The sequence below is a fragment of the Pseudomonas sp. ACN8 genome (assembly GCF_002303925.1).
Taxonomy (GTDB): Bacteria; Pseudomonadota; Gammaproteobacteria; order Pseudomonadales; family Pseudomonadaceae; genus Aquipseudomonas.
In genome coordinates this window covers 1-12,747 of the sequence record NZ_MRCS01000080.1, presented here as the reverse complement: position 1 = coordinate 12,747, position 12,747 = coordinate 1, and the positions used below count along the sequence as shown (strand labels likewise).

The window sequence follows — 12,747 nt, the reverse complement described above, 5'->3', positions numbered from 1 at the left end:
CGCTTCTTCATGTACTACAACCGCACCAGGCTCCACAGCTACAACAACTATCTGTCGCCAATAGCCATGGAGCAAAAAGCGGCATAAACACCGTAACCGGTGTCCGGGATTACTTGACCAGTTCAGCCTGCTCGCGATGAGGCCATCAGATCCAACATCGTCGTTGATTGATACACCGCCATCGCCAGCAGGCTGGCTCCCACAATAGTAATGTGGCGCACACGGCCCCCTGTAGGAGCGAGCCTGCTCGCGATGAGGCCATCAGATTCAACATCTTCGTGGACTGATACACCGCCATCGCCAGCAGGCTGGCTCCCACAATAGTGATGTGGCGCACACGGCCCCCTGTAGGAGCGAGCCTGCTCGCGATGAGGCCATCAGTTTCAACATCTTCGTGGACTGATACACCGCCATCGCCAGCAGGCTGGCTCCCACAATAGTAATGTGGCGCACACGGCTCCTACAAAAAAGCCGGGGGCAATACCTCGGGCGCACCGGGATGAAATGATTGTGTCATTCGGGATGGTCGTTTGCCGGGCGTATCGCTATGCTCTGCGAGTTTGCCAAACGCCAATGATAACAACCACAGTGAAACCATGAGCCAATCAGACACGCGAGCGACTGTTCTAGCGCTGTATCCAGAAGACTCCCGCGAGGCTGCGGCATTGCTCAAGCAGGCCGTGCCGCTGATGGTTCGTCACAACATTCCGCCCAACCCGGTTCATTACGCGCTTTGGTACACCTACAGCAAGGGCCAGGAGCCGGAGCTCAACCGGCACCTGGACCGGGTAGTCAACGACTTCGACTGTTTCCCGCCGGAGTCGGCCGCCAAGCTGTTTCGCGAGTACATCATCCGCGATGAGCTGGCGGACGCCCGCTCCGGGCAGCAGGACGCGATCAACCTGGTCGACGACATGGAGCGCGATGTTTCGCGCAGCGTGAGGGGGAACCAGAACTTCCAGGCCAGCCTGGGCCAATACCTGCAGATGCTCGAACAGCCCGCCAGCGAGCGCTTGCCGAGCATCCTGAGCGAGCTGCAACAGAGCACCCGGCTGATGCAGGGGCAGCAGGAACACTTCCTCGCCCAGTTGCAGTCGGCGCAGCATGAAATCAAAAGCCTGCGGGACAAACTGCAGCGCGCCCAACTGGCCGCGACCCTCGATGGCCTGACCGAATTGCTCAACCGCGCCACCTTCAACCGCCAGCTTGAACAGGCCATGGGCAACGTGGCGAAGGGCGTGGCGCTGGTGATGCTGGATATCGACCACTTCAAGCAGTTCAACGACCAGTACGGCCATCCCTTGGGCGACCGCGTGCTGCAGCATGTCGCCCGGGTGTTGCGCGATTCGCTGCCCGAAGAAGCGTTCGCGGCGCGTTATGGCGGCGAGGAGTTCTGCGTGGTGCTCAAGGATTGCCCGGACCTGGCCGCCGCGGGCGCTTTTGCCGAGCGCCTGCGGCTGAAAATCCAGTCGCTGCGGGTCAAGGCCCGGGGCACCGACACGGTGCTGGACACCATCACCGCGTCGTTTGGCGTGGCTCATGTTCAACCCGGCGACACACCGGAAAGCCTGTTGACCCGCGCCGACGATGCGCTTTACCAGGCCAAGCGCAACGGGCGCAATCAGGTGCGTCAGCAGTCTGATGTAGCGGTCGGGGCCGTTTAGCCGAGGATGAAGTAAACCTTGCGCACCGTCGTGAGGTTTTCCCAGGTGCCATTGAATCCGCTGGCGACCACGAAGCAATCACCGGGGCCGAATGTGCGCGCGACGCCTTCGGCATCGGTCAGGCGTACGCTGCCTTCGAGGATGTGACACAGCTCGTCGTAATCGCACTGGCAACGCTCCCGGTGCGGTCCTGCCTCCCAGATGCCGGCCACGGCGTTTTTCCCGGGTGCTACAAAGTGCCGCCAACTCTTGCTGCGATAAGGCGCGTCGACCACGGCCGGGTCGCTGATTTCGGTTTCACGGGGAGTAAGGTCGCTGGCGAAGTCGATGACGTGCCGGGGCAGGGCTGTGGACATGGGGGTCTCCGGGTCAGGAATCGAAACCGATGCCAAAGGCATCGAAGGTCTTGAGCAGCAGGTCGCGGTGACCGTCACGGTCTTCCCGCGCCAGTGAACGCTGGGCCAGTTTCACGCCGACATAACGCAAGGGTTCGGGCGGAAAGCGGAACGGTGCCTTGGAAGTCATCAGCAGTTCGGTGCGTTCGGTACGCTCGCCGGCCAACAGATCGAGCATGTTCAGTGCGGCGAAACGGCTGGCGGACACCCCTTGCCCGGTGAAGCCCAAGGCATAGGCGACGCGGCCCTGGTGTTCGCAACCGGTGAACATCGTGGTGCGCGCGGAGGTGTCGATGATGCCGCCCCAGGCATGACTGAAACGCACATCGCGCAGCGCCGGGAAAGTCTGTTGAAACTGCTCGGCCAGACGCTGGAAGCTGTGCGGACGCTGGGTCAGGGCTTCGTCGCGGCGTCCGCCGAAATGGTAGATGGCATCAAAGCCGGCCCAGAGAATGCGGTTGTCGGCGGTCTTGCGCAGGTAGTGGAACTGGTTGCCGGCGTCGGCGATGCCGTAGCGGCCGATCCAGCCGATGGCTTGCAGCTGCGCATCGCTCAAGGGTTCGCTGACCAGGCTGTAGTCGTAGACCGGGATCACGCTCGATGCCAGATGGCCGAGCAGCGGCGGGGCGATGTTGGTGGCCAGGGCGATTTTTCCGGCGCTCACTTCGCCGCCTTCTGTACGCAGGCGCAGGTTGTCTTTGTCCGCGCTCAATTGCAGGACCGGGCTGTTTTCGAACAGTTGAATGCCTTGCTCAAGGCAAACACGGCGCAGTTCAGCGGCCATTTTCGCCGGGTTGAGCAGGGCGTAATTGGGTTCGAACAGGCCGGCCACATAAGCCGGTGAATCAAGCTTGCGTGTCAGATCGCTGCCTTCGAGCCACTGGCAGTCGATGCCGAACCGTGCATAGTTGCGCTGCATCGAGCGCAGCCCGTCGACCTGCCACGGCTGGCTGGCGACGTTGAGTTTGCCCTGGCGTTCGAACTCAACGTTCATGCCGAAGCGTTGCAGGTCGGCAGCCAGTTCGTCGAGGTTCTGTCGGCCGAGACGAATCAACTGTTCGGCTTCATCAGGCCAGCGCTTCAGCGCGTTCGACACACCATGGGAAATGCTCGGCGCGCAGAATCCGCCATTGCGCCCGCTGGCCTCACCGCCGCAACGCCGCGCCTCGATGATCGCGATGCTCAGCCCGGGGTTGCGCTGGCGCGCCAGCAGCGCCGTCCACAATCCGGTAAAGCCACCGCCGACCACCGCCAGGTCGCACTGCACCGTGCCGGTGACGGAAGGTGCGGCGGGCGGCGGGGTGACGGTGTCCTGCCAGAAGGGATGGGGCAGGACGTGGTCGAGGGCATCGAGACGCGGTGGGGCATTCATGCTGAAACTCCGGCGGTGTGTCGGGCAGCGACGATTGCGTTCGGTTGCCCGACGGTTGTTGTTGTTATGGCTAGAGATCGGGTAGAGCGAGAATCGCGCGGGCGGCAATGTCGGTGCCGCGGGTCGCCTGCATGCGCTCGCTGAACGCGGTGAGGCGTTGTTTCATCGGCTGGTCGGCCAGCAGCTGTTCAAGCGCGGCGGGCAGGGCGGCCAGGGGATCGGCAAAGCGCGGCAGGTAGCGGCCGACGCCGACTTCCTCGGCGCGGGCGGCGTTGTCGTGGCCGTCCCAGCAATAGGGAATGATCAGCGATGGCAGGCCGAAATACAGCGCTTCGCAGAAGCTGTTGTTGCCACCGTGATGGATGAACAACTGGCATTCCTTGAGCACCGCCGGCTGGGCAAACCAGCTGTCGAGGTACACGTTGTCCGGCACGGTGGTGTACATGTCGCGGTAGGCGCCGACGTTGACCAGGAAGCGATACGGTAAGGTTTCGATTGTGCTGATCAGGCGCTTCATCATCCCGGTGTCGGCGGCGCCGAGGCTGCCGAAGCTGAGGTAGATCAGCGGTGCGTCGTTGTGCCGTGGAAAGTCCGGGACGATGTACGGCGCTTCGCGGCGCACGCAACCGTCGAGGTAGATGTAGCGTTGCGGGTCCAGCGGTTGCTGGCGCTCATAGCGTACTGGCGTCGGTGACAGTAGCAGGTTCAGCCATGGCGAGTCGGTGAGGAACTGCCCCGCTGGGCACGGCGCCGTATTGTTGCCGAGGAGAAATTGCGAAAAGCGTTCATGGGCCGGTGCGACGGCCTTCAGGTACTGCTCGGTGTAGCGCTCGCAGGCCTGGGTGTCGCTGGCCATGCACCCGGACAGGTACGGCGGAACGGCCGCATCCGGCAGTTCGGTTTCGGCGCAGGACACCACCCGCACCCAGGGGCAACCGGCGTTGGCGATGGCCGGGAACATCACCACGTTGTCGAGCACGATCACGTCGGGCTTGAGGCGGCCGAGCAACTGCTGCAAGGGTTTTTCCGCTTCGATCGCGGTGTCGATGATGGCTTCCCAGGCCGGCGCCACGTAGCTGTCGATCTGCGCCAGCGGGGTCTGGTCGAAGTACGGAATGCTGCGCTCGATGAAGCGCTCCCAGTAGTGCTGGTGTTCCGCCGCCGACAATGGGCTCGCTTGCGGAATCGGGTACTCGTCGAAACCGTATTCGGCGAACAACCCCTGGAAATGTTCATGGCAGATGAACACCGGCCTGGCACCCAGTTCACGCAGCGACTGAGCGATACCAATGCAGTTCAAGGCCGCGCCGAAACTGGCTTCCGGAAACAGGGCGATCAGTTTTTGTTTTTGCATGGCGAGGGACTGTCCATGGCGGGTCAGACCCGCCGCTCCTGAAGGTGTTTTTGATGCTGTCTTATTTTCAAAAAAAAATCATCATGTTTTTGCGAGCCGGTTAGCGACGCCCGAACAGATGGCTTTGCGGGATGCCACGGTTGGCGGTTTGCGGGCGTTGCGCGGCGCTCAGGCGCAGGTGCAGGCGCAGCAGGTCGGCGGCGATCTCCATCTGCCCGCGTTCGATCTGCGCGATGATTTGCAGGTGTTCGCGCAGGGCCTCTTGCAGGCGATGCACGCTCACCGAGGGCAGCAGGTTCGGCAGGCGCCGCAGGCCTTGATGCTGGAGCAGGGCGTCGCTGATGAAGCGGTTGCCGCAGCTCTGGGCCAGCAGTTCGTGGAAGCTGATGTCCAGTTCGCGAAACTGTTGGATATCGAAGTCTTCCACGGGGCGGGCGAGCAGGCTTTGCGTGGCGCTGCGCAACAGCGCCAGGCGTTGCGGGTCGGCATTGAAGCTGGGGCTGAGCAAGGCTTCGGGCTCGAGAATCAGGCGGAATTTCAGGCTTTCTTCAAGGGCGGCGAGGCTGTTCAGCGACGGGCGAAACAGCCAGGACTGGCCGGGGCCGCGCTCGATGGCCTGGCTTTCGCTCAGTTGCTGCAGGGCCTTTTGTGCCGCTGGCCGGCCGATGGCGTAGCGGCGCATCAACTCGCTGATGCTGATGCTGTCGCCCAGGCGTCCGGCCATGCGGTCGCGCAGCACCGAAGCGGCCAGTTCTTCTTCCTCGGCCTGGGGCAGGGCGGCGTTGAAGGCCTGGCCCGCCGGCGAGGCCAGCAATCGGTAACCCTTGCCGGCTTCGTGGCTCAGCAGGTTTTCTTCGAGCAGCACCTTCAACGCGCCGCGAATCAGCGTGCGCGAGACCTGGAAGGTCCGGGCCAGGGCCTGCTCGGCCACCGGGTCGCCGGCCACCAGGCCGCTTTCCTGGGTGTGCTCGAGGATGCGCCGGGCCAGTTCCAGGTGATTGGTGCGCGGTTTTTTTTCGACTGTCGTACTCAAGCGTCTTTTCTCGTTGTGATCCGCTGTCGGACTCAGGTGCTCATCTTATGTCATGCGCCGGGTAATCGTCAGGCTGGAAAAAATGCGTTGACATCTTTTGATACTGGTCCTAATTTCTAAAAAAAAACACAAGCAATCGTTTCTCGTTTTGCCGTACTGCCTTCGAACACAACAATAATCAATCGTCGGGTGAGTATTTATGAGCAAGCTGAATGATCTTCTGTGCGTGGGATTGGCCGCTTCCCTGGCGATCGCTTCACAGGCTGCAAGTGCGAAAGACATGGTGATTTCCATCTGGGACGGCTACATGGCCCCGGATGCGCTGGAAAAGTTCAAGGCTGCCAGCGGTGTGGACGTCGACAAGGCGCTGCACGCCACCAACGAAGAAGTCATGGGCAAGCTGATGGCGTCCGGTGGTGAAGGGTACGACGTGGTGTTCGTCTCCTCGCCTTTCGCCGAAGTCCTGCACAAACAGGGGCTGCTGGCGGACATCGATCCGGTCAAAGTCCCCAACCTGAAAAACCTCTACCCCGAAGCCACGCACCTGGAATATGACCAGGGCAACCGGTTCTCCGTGCCTTACACCTGGGGCACCACCGGCATCTGCTACCGCTCCGACAAGGTGACACCGGCGCCACAGAGCTGGAACGAACTGCTCAACCCGAGCGACGCGCTCAAGGGCAAGGTGACGATGCTCGCCACCGACCGCTGGATGCTCGGCGCCGGGTTCCTCGCCAAGGGCTGGTCGGTCAACGACAGCGACCCCGCGCAAATCGCCGCCGTTCGCGACCAACTGATCGCCACCAAAAAACGCATTCTCTCCTTCGACGACACCACCTTCTACTCCAAGCTGGCCTCCGGCGAATCGCTGATGGCCCACGCCTGGGACGGCTGGTGCAACTACGGCACCCAGGCCAACGCGGCGATCAAGTTTGTGGTGCCCAAGGAAGGTTCCGACCTGTGGGTGGACACCATGGTGGTGCTCAAGAGCTCCAGGCACCAGGACGAAGCCTTCAAGTTCATCAACTTCATGCTGGCCAAGGAAAACCACGCCTGGGTCGCTGAAAACATCCTCTACAAAGTCCCCAACCAGGCGGCCATGGCCGGGCTGTCCGCTGACTTGCTCAAGCAATACCCCAACCTGACCATCGCCCCCGCCGAGCTGCTGAAAATGGAGCAATTGCGCGATCTGGGCGGCACCACGCAAAAGGCCTACACCCGCGCCGTCACCGAAATCATGGCGGCGCAGAACTAACGCCACGTCGATCCGAGGCCTGCCCGGCATGCCTCGCCACGCTTGCAAGCCGCCTCTGTCCTGAGGCGGGAGGATAGAGTTAATGAGTGCTTTGCATGCTGACAGGCGTCTGTCGGCCTGGCTTCTTGCGCCCGGCTTCGGCTGGCTGCTGATGTTCCTGGTGATTCCGTGCCTGTTGGTGCTGGTCTACAGCTTCGTTGAACGCGGCGCCTACGGTGGCATCGACTGGTTGTTCACCTGGGAAAACTATCAGCGCGCGTTCGATCCGCTGTACCTGGGCATCCTGCTCAAATCGGCGAAGATCGCCGGGCTGGCCACGGTGTTCGCGGTGTTGATCGGCTACCCGGCAGCCTACGCGATTGCCCGTGCGCCACGGCGGCGTCAGGCGGTGTACCTGTTTCTGGTGATGCTGCCGTTCTGGAGCAACTACTTGATCCGCACCTATGCCTGGATCGTCCTGCTCAACCGCGAAGGCCTGATCAACCGCCTGCTGCAAATGCTCGGCTACAGCGGCGAACCCATCAGCCTGCTGTACACCGAGTCGTCCGTGGTGCTGGGGCTGGTCTACAACTACATCCCCTTTGTGATCCTGGCGATTTTCTCCTCGCTGTCGCGCATCAACAACGAACTGTGGGACGCCTCGAAAGACCTCGGTGCCTCGGGCTGGATGACCTTTCGCCGGATCATCCTGCCGCTGAGCGTGCCGGGTATCGCGGCGGGCGCAGTGTTTGTCTTCGTGCTGAGCATCGGCAACTTCATCACGGCCGACCTGCTGGGCGGCAAGCAGGTGCAGATGGTCGGCAACCTGATCTACTCGCAATTCCTCACGGCGCGGGACTGGCCGTTCGGCGCGGCGCTGAGCTTCTTCCTGATCGCGATCATGTTGATCCTGTTATTCATCCAGGCACTGGTGGCCCGTCGTGCAGAAGGGGCGCGCTCATGAGTCAGTCTCGTTCCGTCAGCGGCACCGTGCTGGGTTCGCACCTGGGGCTGGTGTACGCCTTCCTCTATGTACCGATCCTGGTGTTGATCCTGCTGTCGTTCAACAAGTCCGGCTTGCCCACCGCCTGGGGCGGCGTATCGCTGAAGTGGTACGCGGCACTGGCGCACAACACGGCGATTCTGTCGGCGGCGCTCAACACCCTGGTCGTTGCGTTGTCGGCGACCTTCATTGCCTGTGTGCTTGGCACGTTCCTGGCGTTGGGCATCGAGTTGCGCCGCAAGGACAACCACAAAGGCCAGGTGGTCGACACCTTGCTGATGGCGCCGATGATCATTCCCGACATCGTGCTGGCGATTGCGCTGCTGAGCTTCTTCAACCTGCTCAAGGTCGGCCTGGGGTTGCACTCGATCATCATCAGCCACGCGGTGTTCAACATCGCCTTCGTCTGCGCGGTGGTGCGCACGCGGCTCAAGCACTTCGATTATTCGATCCTTGAAGCCTCGATCGACCTCGGCGCGAGCTGGTTCACCACGTTCCGCCGAGTGCTGCTACCGGTGATTTTTCCCGGTGTGCTGGCGGGCGGTTTGCTCTCGTTCACCCTGTCGGTGGACGAGTTCATCATCGCCTTTTTCAACTCCGGCTCCGGCCAGGCCTCGACCACGTTGCCCATGCAGATCTACGCCATGATCCGCTTTGGCGTCACCCCGGAAATCAACGCTCTGGCGACGCTGGTGATGCTGGTCAGCATCACCGCGCTGCTGGCTTCGCAGCGTCTCAACAAGGCTCCTCGCACCCATGAATAATTCATCTGCGGTACTGATCCTGGACAAGGTCAGCAAGTCTTATGGCAACGGCCTGGCGGTCAATGAGGTGTCGCTGAGCATCCGCGAAAACGAGTTCTTCGCGCTGCTCGGGCCGTCGGGCTGCGGCAAGACCACGCTGCTGCGCATGCTTGCCGGTTTCGAGACCCCCAGCGGTGGCTGCATCTATCTGGACGGCAACGACATCTCGCCGCTGCCGGCGAACAAGCGTCCGCTGAACCTGATGTTCCAGTCCTACGCGCTGTTTCCCAACATGACCGTGCGCAAGAACATTGCCTACGGCCTGGAAATGGAGCGCCTGCCGGAAAGCGAAATCCGCCGCCGGGTCGATGAAGTGCTGAGCACCGCGCAACTCGGCGAGCTGGCCGAGCGCAAGCCCGATCAGCTGTCCGGCGGTCAGCGTCAACGGGTGGCGCTGGCACGGGCATTGGTCAAACGCCCGCGAGTGTTGCTGCTCGACGAACCCTTGGGCGCCCTCGACAAGAAGCTGCGGGAAAAGATGCAACTGGAACTCAAGCGCCTGCAACACGAGAGCGGCATCACCTTCATCATCGTCACCCACGACCAGGAAGAAGCCCTGGTGATGTCCGACCGCATGGCAGTCCTGGATGGCGGCAAGGTCTGCCAGTGCGGCAGCCCGACCGAACTCTACGAAAACCCCAACAGCCGTTTTGTCGCCAACTTCATCGGCGTCAGCAACCTGCTCGAAGGCGTGCGCTCGGGCCAGCATTCGGTGCGGGTCAACGGCCACGAGCTGAGCGTCGACACCGATGCGCCGCTGGTGACCGGCCAGGCAGTCGCCGTGGTGGTCCGCCCGGAACGCCTGCAAGTGCTGACGGAACAGGGCGGCGATTGCGCCAATCAGGTCAGTGGCAAGATCGTCGAAGTCGCCTACCACGGCCTCGACACCAATCTGCACGTGCAGACCCCCCTCAGCGACAAGCCGCTGATCGTACGCGTGCCGTCCTCACAGTTCGAATTCGCCCATTTTGCAATCGACACGACCATCCGGCTGGGCTGGCAGGCCCGGCATGCCCGCGTATTGACGCGCTGAACAATAAAAAGACCAGGCAGGAGCAGCACTCGATGAAACAGAAAGTGATCGCATTCTTTCCGGAAGCCGCCTATGGCCCGGCGCTGAACTCAGTGGGTATCGCCCAGGCCTGTGAAGCCCTGGGGCACAAAGCGGTGTTCCTCACCGACCCGGGCATGAGCGGTGTTTACGCCGGTTATGGTTTTGAAGAGCACATGGTCAACATGTCGGCGCCGATGCCGGCCGAAGAGATGGCCCGCTACTGGGTGGATTTCATCAACGGCCACATTCCGAACTTCCGCAAGTCGCCGCTCGACCAGATCGACAACTACGTCAAGGAATGCTGGGCGGCCATCGTCGAAACCGCCAAGTGGGCGCAAAAGGACCTGCCGGCGGTGCTGGACAAGGTCAAGCCCGACCTGATCTGCGTGGACAACGTGATCCTGTTCCCGGCGATCAAGCAATACGGCAAGCCGTGGGTGCGGATCATTTCCTGCTCGGAGAACGAGATCGAAGACCCGGATATCCCGCCGCACCTGTCGGGCATGAGCATCGACGACAAGGCCGGCCACGCGCAATTTCGCCAGCGTTTCGACGAGGTGGTCGGGCCAATCCACGACGACTTCAACCAATTCCTGCAAGCTCATGGCGAACAGCCGTATCCGCTGGGCACATTCTTTGAAGCCTCACCGTTCATGAACCTGTTGTTGTACCCGGATGCGGTCAAGTTCGAGCGGCGCCATCCATTGCCGGCCGAGCGTTTCCATTACCTGCAAGGTTGCGTGCGCCACGACACGCCCTACGAGATTCCGCCGTTTCGCGCCCACAACGACAAGCCGCTGCTGTACGCCAGTTTCGGCAGCCTCGGTTCCGGCGATGTCGAGCTGCTCAAGCGCCTGATCGAGGCGGTGGGCAAGCTGCCTTACCGGGCGCTGTTCAACGTCGGCGAACACCTGGACGAGTACCCGGACCTGCCGGACAACGTGCAGATTTCCAACTGGTTCCCGCAGCCGTCGGTGATCGCCCAGGTCGACGCGGTGATCCACCACGGCGGCAACAACAGCTTCACCGAGTGCCTGTTCTTCGGCAAACCGGCGATTGTCATGTCCTACGTCTGGGACGGCCACGACAATGCCATGCGCGCCGAAGAAAGCGGCCACGGCTTCAAGCTCGATCGCTATGAGTGGAACGAAGAACAGCTCGCGGAAAAACTCCACGCGTGCCTCAACGACGAGGCGATGCGCCAACGGCTGCAGCGCACCAGCGCGCAGATGCAATCGCGCAAGGGGCCGCAAGACGCGGCCGCGATTCTCGACAAGGTGCTCAACGATGCCTGATTCATCCACCGCGGCGGGTATCACGCCGTACCTCGAAGCCGTCAGCAGCCGCACCGACCTGGTGGACTGGGGCGTGCAGAGCGACGCCGTCGAAGGCGTCTCGCATTCCAGCGGACGCTTGCTGTTCAAGGGCCCGAACAATAGCCCGGAAACCGGACTGTGGGTGTGCACCCCCGGCCGCTGGCGGTTGTCGATTCCACGGGACGAGCTGTGCCATTTCCTCGCGGGGCACGCCACTTACCGTAACGACAACGGTGAAGTGATCGAAGTGCGCCCCAACACCCTGGTGCTGTTCCCGGCCGGCTGGACCGGTGAGTGCCACGTCCGGGAAACCCTGCGCAACGTGTACATGCTGGCCTGAGCCTGAATACCCCACCCCTGTAGGAGCGAGCTTGCTCGCGAAAAACGCCAGGACAACGCCGTCATCCAGACAGCGCGCGTCATCGTTGACGTCCTTCGCGAGCAGGCTCGCTCCTACAAAAAACTGGAGAAGATGAATGACTACCCCGTTTCTGTACGACCCGCTGAGCATCACCGATGTCAAGGATTGGGGCGTGATCCCGACCATGCTCGAAGGTGAGTCCCGTGTCTCTGGTGTGGTGCTGCACAAAGGCCACGAAGGCCAGTCCGAATGTGGCATCTGGATCTGCACCCCGGGCAAATGGTTCTGCCATGTCACCAGCGACGAGTTCTGCCACTTTCTCGAAGGTCGCTGCACTTACGTCCATGAGTCCGGCGAGGTGATCGAGATCAGGCCGGACACCGCCGCCTTCTTCGGCAAGGACTGGAAGGGTGTGTGCACCGTCCACGAGACCATCAAAAAGGTCTACATGATCCGGTGATCGCCATGACAGATGCTTTGGCGTCATTGCCAACCCGTGAAGACCAGCGCACCGCCTTTCTGGCCCGCGCCGGTTACGCCGGGGCCCTGCTGGTCGCTTTGCCGGCGGATGCTTCGACCCGGCGATATTTCCGCATGGAGGGCGCGGGTCTGTTGCTGATGGATTCGCCTCCCGACAGTGAGCCCATCGGCCCGTTCGTGCGCATCGCCCGGCAGTTGCAGGGGCTGGGCCTGTCCGCGCCGGCCTTGCTGGCGGTGGACGAGGCGGCGGGGCTGGCGTTGATCGAGGATTTCGGTCACGACACCTACACCCGGCTGCTGCTGGCCGGGCACTCGGAGTCGGCGCTGTATCACCTGGCGGTCGATACGCTGGTGGCCTTGCATCGCGCAGCGCCAGCGGCGGAATTGGCGCCTTACGACGAACCGCGACTGGCGCACGAGTACGCGCTGTTTATCGATTGGTACGTGCCGCTGCTGATCGGCAAGGACGCGGCGCAGAACCTGCGCGATGAGTATCTGGCGCTGTTTGCCGATGCTTGTCGCGACGTCGCAAAACGCCGCGAAGCCCTGGTGCTGCGCGACTTTCACGTCGACAACCTGATGCTGCTGCAAGGCCGTGAAGGCGTGGCGGCCTGCGGCTTGCTGGATTTCCAGGACGCCCTGGTCGGGGCGGCGGCCTATGACCTGATGTCGCTGCTC

The 12,747-nt window shown here is 62.2% G+C and carries 13 protein-coding genes; 9 read left to right on the top strand and 4 right to left on the bottom strand.

Translation table 11 applies throughout. The features are described from left to right. The first annotated feature begins 596 nt into the window (after positions 1–596). Positions 597–1,664, top strand: coding sequence for a GGDEF domain-containing protein (locus BSF44_RS28145; protein WP_095946273.1), 1,068 nt, complete (start codon positions 597–599; stop codon positions 1,662–1,664). Here the strand turns inward: BSF44_RS28145 and BSF44_RS28140 are convergent. The 4 genes from BSF44_RS28140 to BSF44_RS28125 form a co-directional block, all read right to left on the bottom strand. Then, positions 1,661–2,020 (bottom strand): cupin domain-containing protein, encoded by a 360-nt coding sequence (locus BSF44_RS28140; protein WP_095946272.1) that lies wholly within the window; start codon positions 2,018–2,020, stop codon positions 1,661–1,663. The genes BSF44_RS28145 and BSF44_RS28140 overlap by 4 nt on opposite strands. 13 nt (positions 2,021–2,033) lie before the next feature. Beyond that, complete coding sequence (locus BSF44_RS28135) at positions 2,034–3,431, bottom strand: FAD-binding oxidoreductase (protein ID WP_095946271.1); 1,398 nt, start codon at positions 3,429–3,431, stop codon at positions 2,034–2,036. Positions 3,432–3,501: 70 nt separating this feature from the next. Beyond that, positions 3,502–4,785: a glycosyltransferase gene (locus BSF44_RS28130; RefSeq protein WP_095946270.1), complete on the bottom strand. Its 1,284-nt coding sequence runs from the start codon at positions 4,783–4,785 to the stop codon at positions 3,502–3,504. Between the two features lie 100 nt (positions 4,786–4,885). After that, positions 4,886–5,818: a GntR family transcriptional regulator gene (locus BSF44_RS28125; RefSeq protein ID WP_095946269.1), complete on the bottom strand. Its 933-nt coding sequence runs from the start codon at positions 5,816–5,818 to the stop codon at positions 4,886–4,888. 199 nt (positions 5,819–6,017) lie between these two features. On the opposite strand from BSF44_RS28125, the gene BSF44_RS28120 reads away from it, so the two are divergent. The 8 genes from BSF44_RS28120 to BSF44_RS28085 form a co-directional block, all read left to right on the top strand. Then, positions 6,018–7,073 carry a spermidine/putrescine ABC transporter substrate-binding protein gene (locus BSF44_RS28120; protein WP_095946268.1) on the top strand — a complete coding sequence of 352 codons (1,056 nt, stop codon included), beginning with the start codon at positions 6,018–6,020 and terminating at the stop codon, positions 7,071–7,073. Between the two features lie 82 nt (positions 7,074–7,155). Then, the gene (locus tag BSF44_RS28115; protein WP_056727353.1) at positions 7,156–8,016 is read left to right on the top strand and encodes an ABC transporter permease; all 861 of its coding nucleotides are present in this window, start codon (positions 7,156–7,158) and stop codon (positions 8,014–8,016) included. Next, positions 8,013–8,819, top strand: a complete 807-nt coding sequence (locus BSF44_RS28110) for an ABC transporter permease (RefSeq protein ID WP_095946267.1) — start codon at positions 8,013–8,015, stop codon at positions 8,817–8,819. The genes BSF44_RS28115 and BSF44_RS28110 overlap by 4 nt, the downstream gene beginning before the upstream one ends. Beyond that, positions 8,812–9,891, top strand: a complete 1,080-nt coding sequence (locus BSF44_RS28105) for an ABC transporter ATP-binding protein (RefSeq protein ID WP_095946266.1) — start codon at positions 8,812–8,814, stop codon at positions 9,889–9,891. The genes BSF44_RS28110 and BSF44_RS28105 overlap by 8 nt, the downstream gene beginning before the upstream one ends. A gap of 32 nt (positions 9,892–9,923) precedes the next feature. Continuing rightward, a complete protein-coding gene (locus BSF44_RS28100; RefSeq protein ID WP_095946265.1) occupies positions 9,924–11,207 on the top strand; it encodes a glycosyltransferase in 1,284 nt (427 codons plus the stop codon). Continuing rightward, complete coding sequence (locus BSF44_RS28095) at positions 11,200–11,568, top strand: cupin domain-containing protein (RefSeq protein WP_095946264.1); 369 nt, start codon at positions 11,200–11,202, stop codon at positions 11,566–11,568. Before BSF44_RS28100 ends, BSF44_RS28095 begins: the two co-directional genes overlap by 8 nt. 136 nt (positions 11,569–11,704) lie before the next feature. After that, positions 11,705–12,049 carry a cupin domain-containing protein gene (locus tag BSF44_RS28090; RefSeq protein ID WP_095946263.1) on the top strand — a complete coding sequence of 115 codons (345 nt, stop codon included), beginning with the start codon at positions 11,705–11,707 and terminating at the stop codon, positions 12,047–12,049. Between the two features lie 5 nt (positions 12,050–12,054). After that, the coding region (locus BSF44_RS28085) for an aminoglycoside phosphotransferase family protein (protein ID WP_150130707.1) at positions 12,055–12,747 on the top strand (693 nt) is incomplete at its 3' end.

Excerpts from the sequence above, each read along its gene's own strand:
- BSF44_RS28100 (WP_095946265.1), top strand. The coding sequence starts at position 9,924 with ATGAAACAGAAAGTGATCGCATTCTTTCCGGAAGCCGCCTATGGCCCG.
- BSF44_RS28105 (WP_095946266.1), top strand. The coding sequence starts at position 8,812 with ATGAATAATTCATCTGCGGTACTGATCCTGGACAAGGTCAGCAAGTCT.
- BSF44_RS28115 (WP_056727353.1), top strand. The coding sequence starts at position 7,156 with ATGAGTGCTTTGCATGCTGACAGGCGTCTGTCGGCCTGGCTTCTTGCG.
- BSF44_RS28090 (WP_095946263.1), top strand. The coding sequence starts at position 11,705 with ATGACTACCCCGTTTCTGTACGACCCGCTGAGCATCACCGATGTCAAG.
- BSF44_RS28130 (WP_095946270.1), bottom strand. The coding sequence starts at position 4,785 with ATGCAAAAACAAAAACTGATCGCCCTGTTTCCGGAAGCCAGTTTCGGC.
- BSF44_RS28095 (WP_095946264.1), top strand. The coding sequence starts at position 11,200 with ATGCCTGATTCATCCACCGCGGCGGGTATCACGCCGTACCTCGAAGCC.
- BSF44_RS28110 (WP_095946267.1), top strand. The coding sequence starts at position 8,013 with ATGAGTCAGTCTCGTTCCGTCAGCGGCACCGTGCTGGGTTCGCACCTG.
- BSF44_RS28120 (WP_095946268.1), top strand. The coding sequence starts at position 6,018 with ATGAGCAAGCTGAATGATCTTCTGTGCGTGGGATTGGCCGCTTCCCTG.
- BSF44_RS28135 (WP_095946271.1), bottom strand. The coding sequence starts at position 3,431 with ATGAATGCCCCACCGCGTCTCGATGCCCTCGACCACGTCCTGCCCCAT.
- BSF44_RS28145 (WP_095946273.1), top strand. The coding sequence starts at position 597 with ATGAGCCAATCAGACACGCGAGCGACTGTTCTAGCGCTGTATCCAGAA.
- BSF44_RS28140 (WP_095946272.1), bottom strand. The coding sequence starts at position 2,020 with ATGTCCACAGCCCTGCCCCGGCACGTCATCGACTTCGCCAGCGACCTT.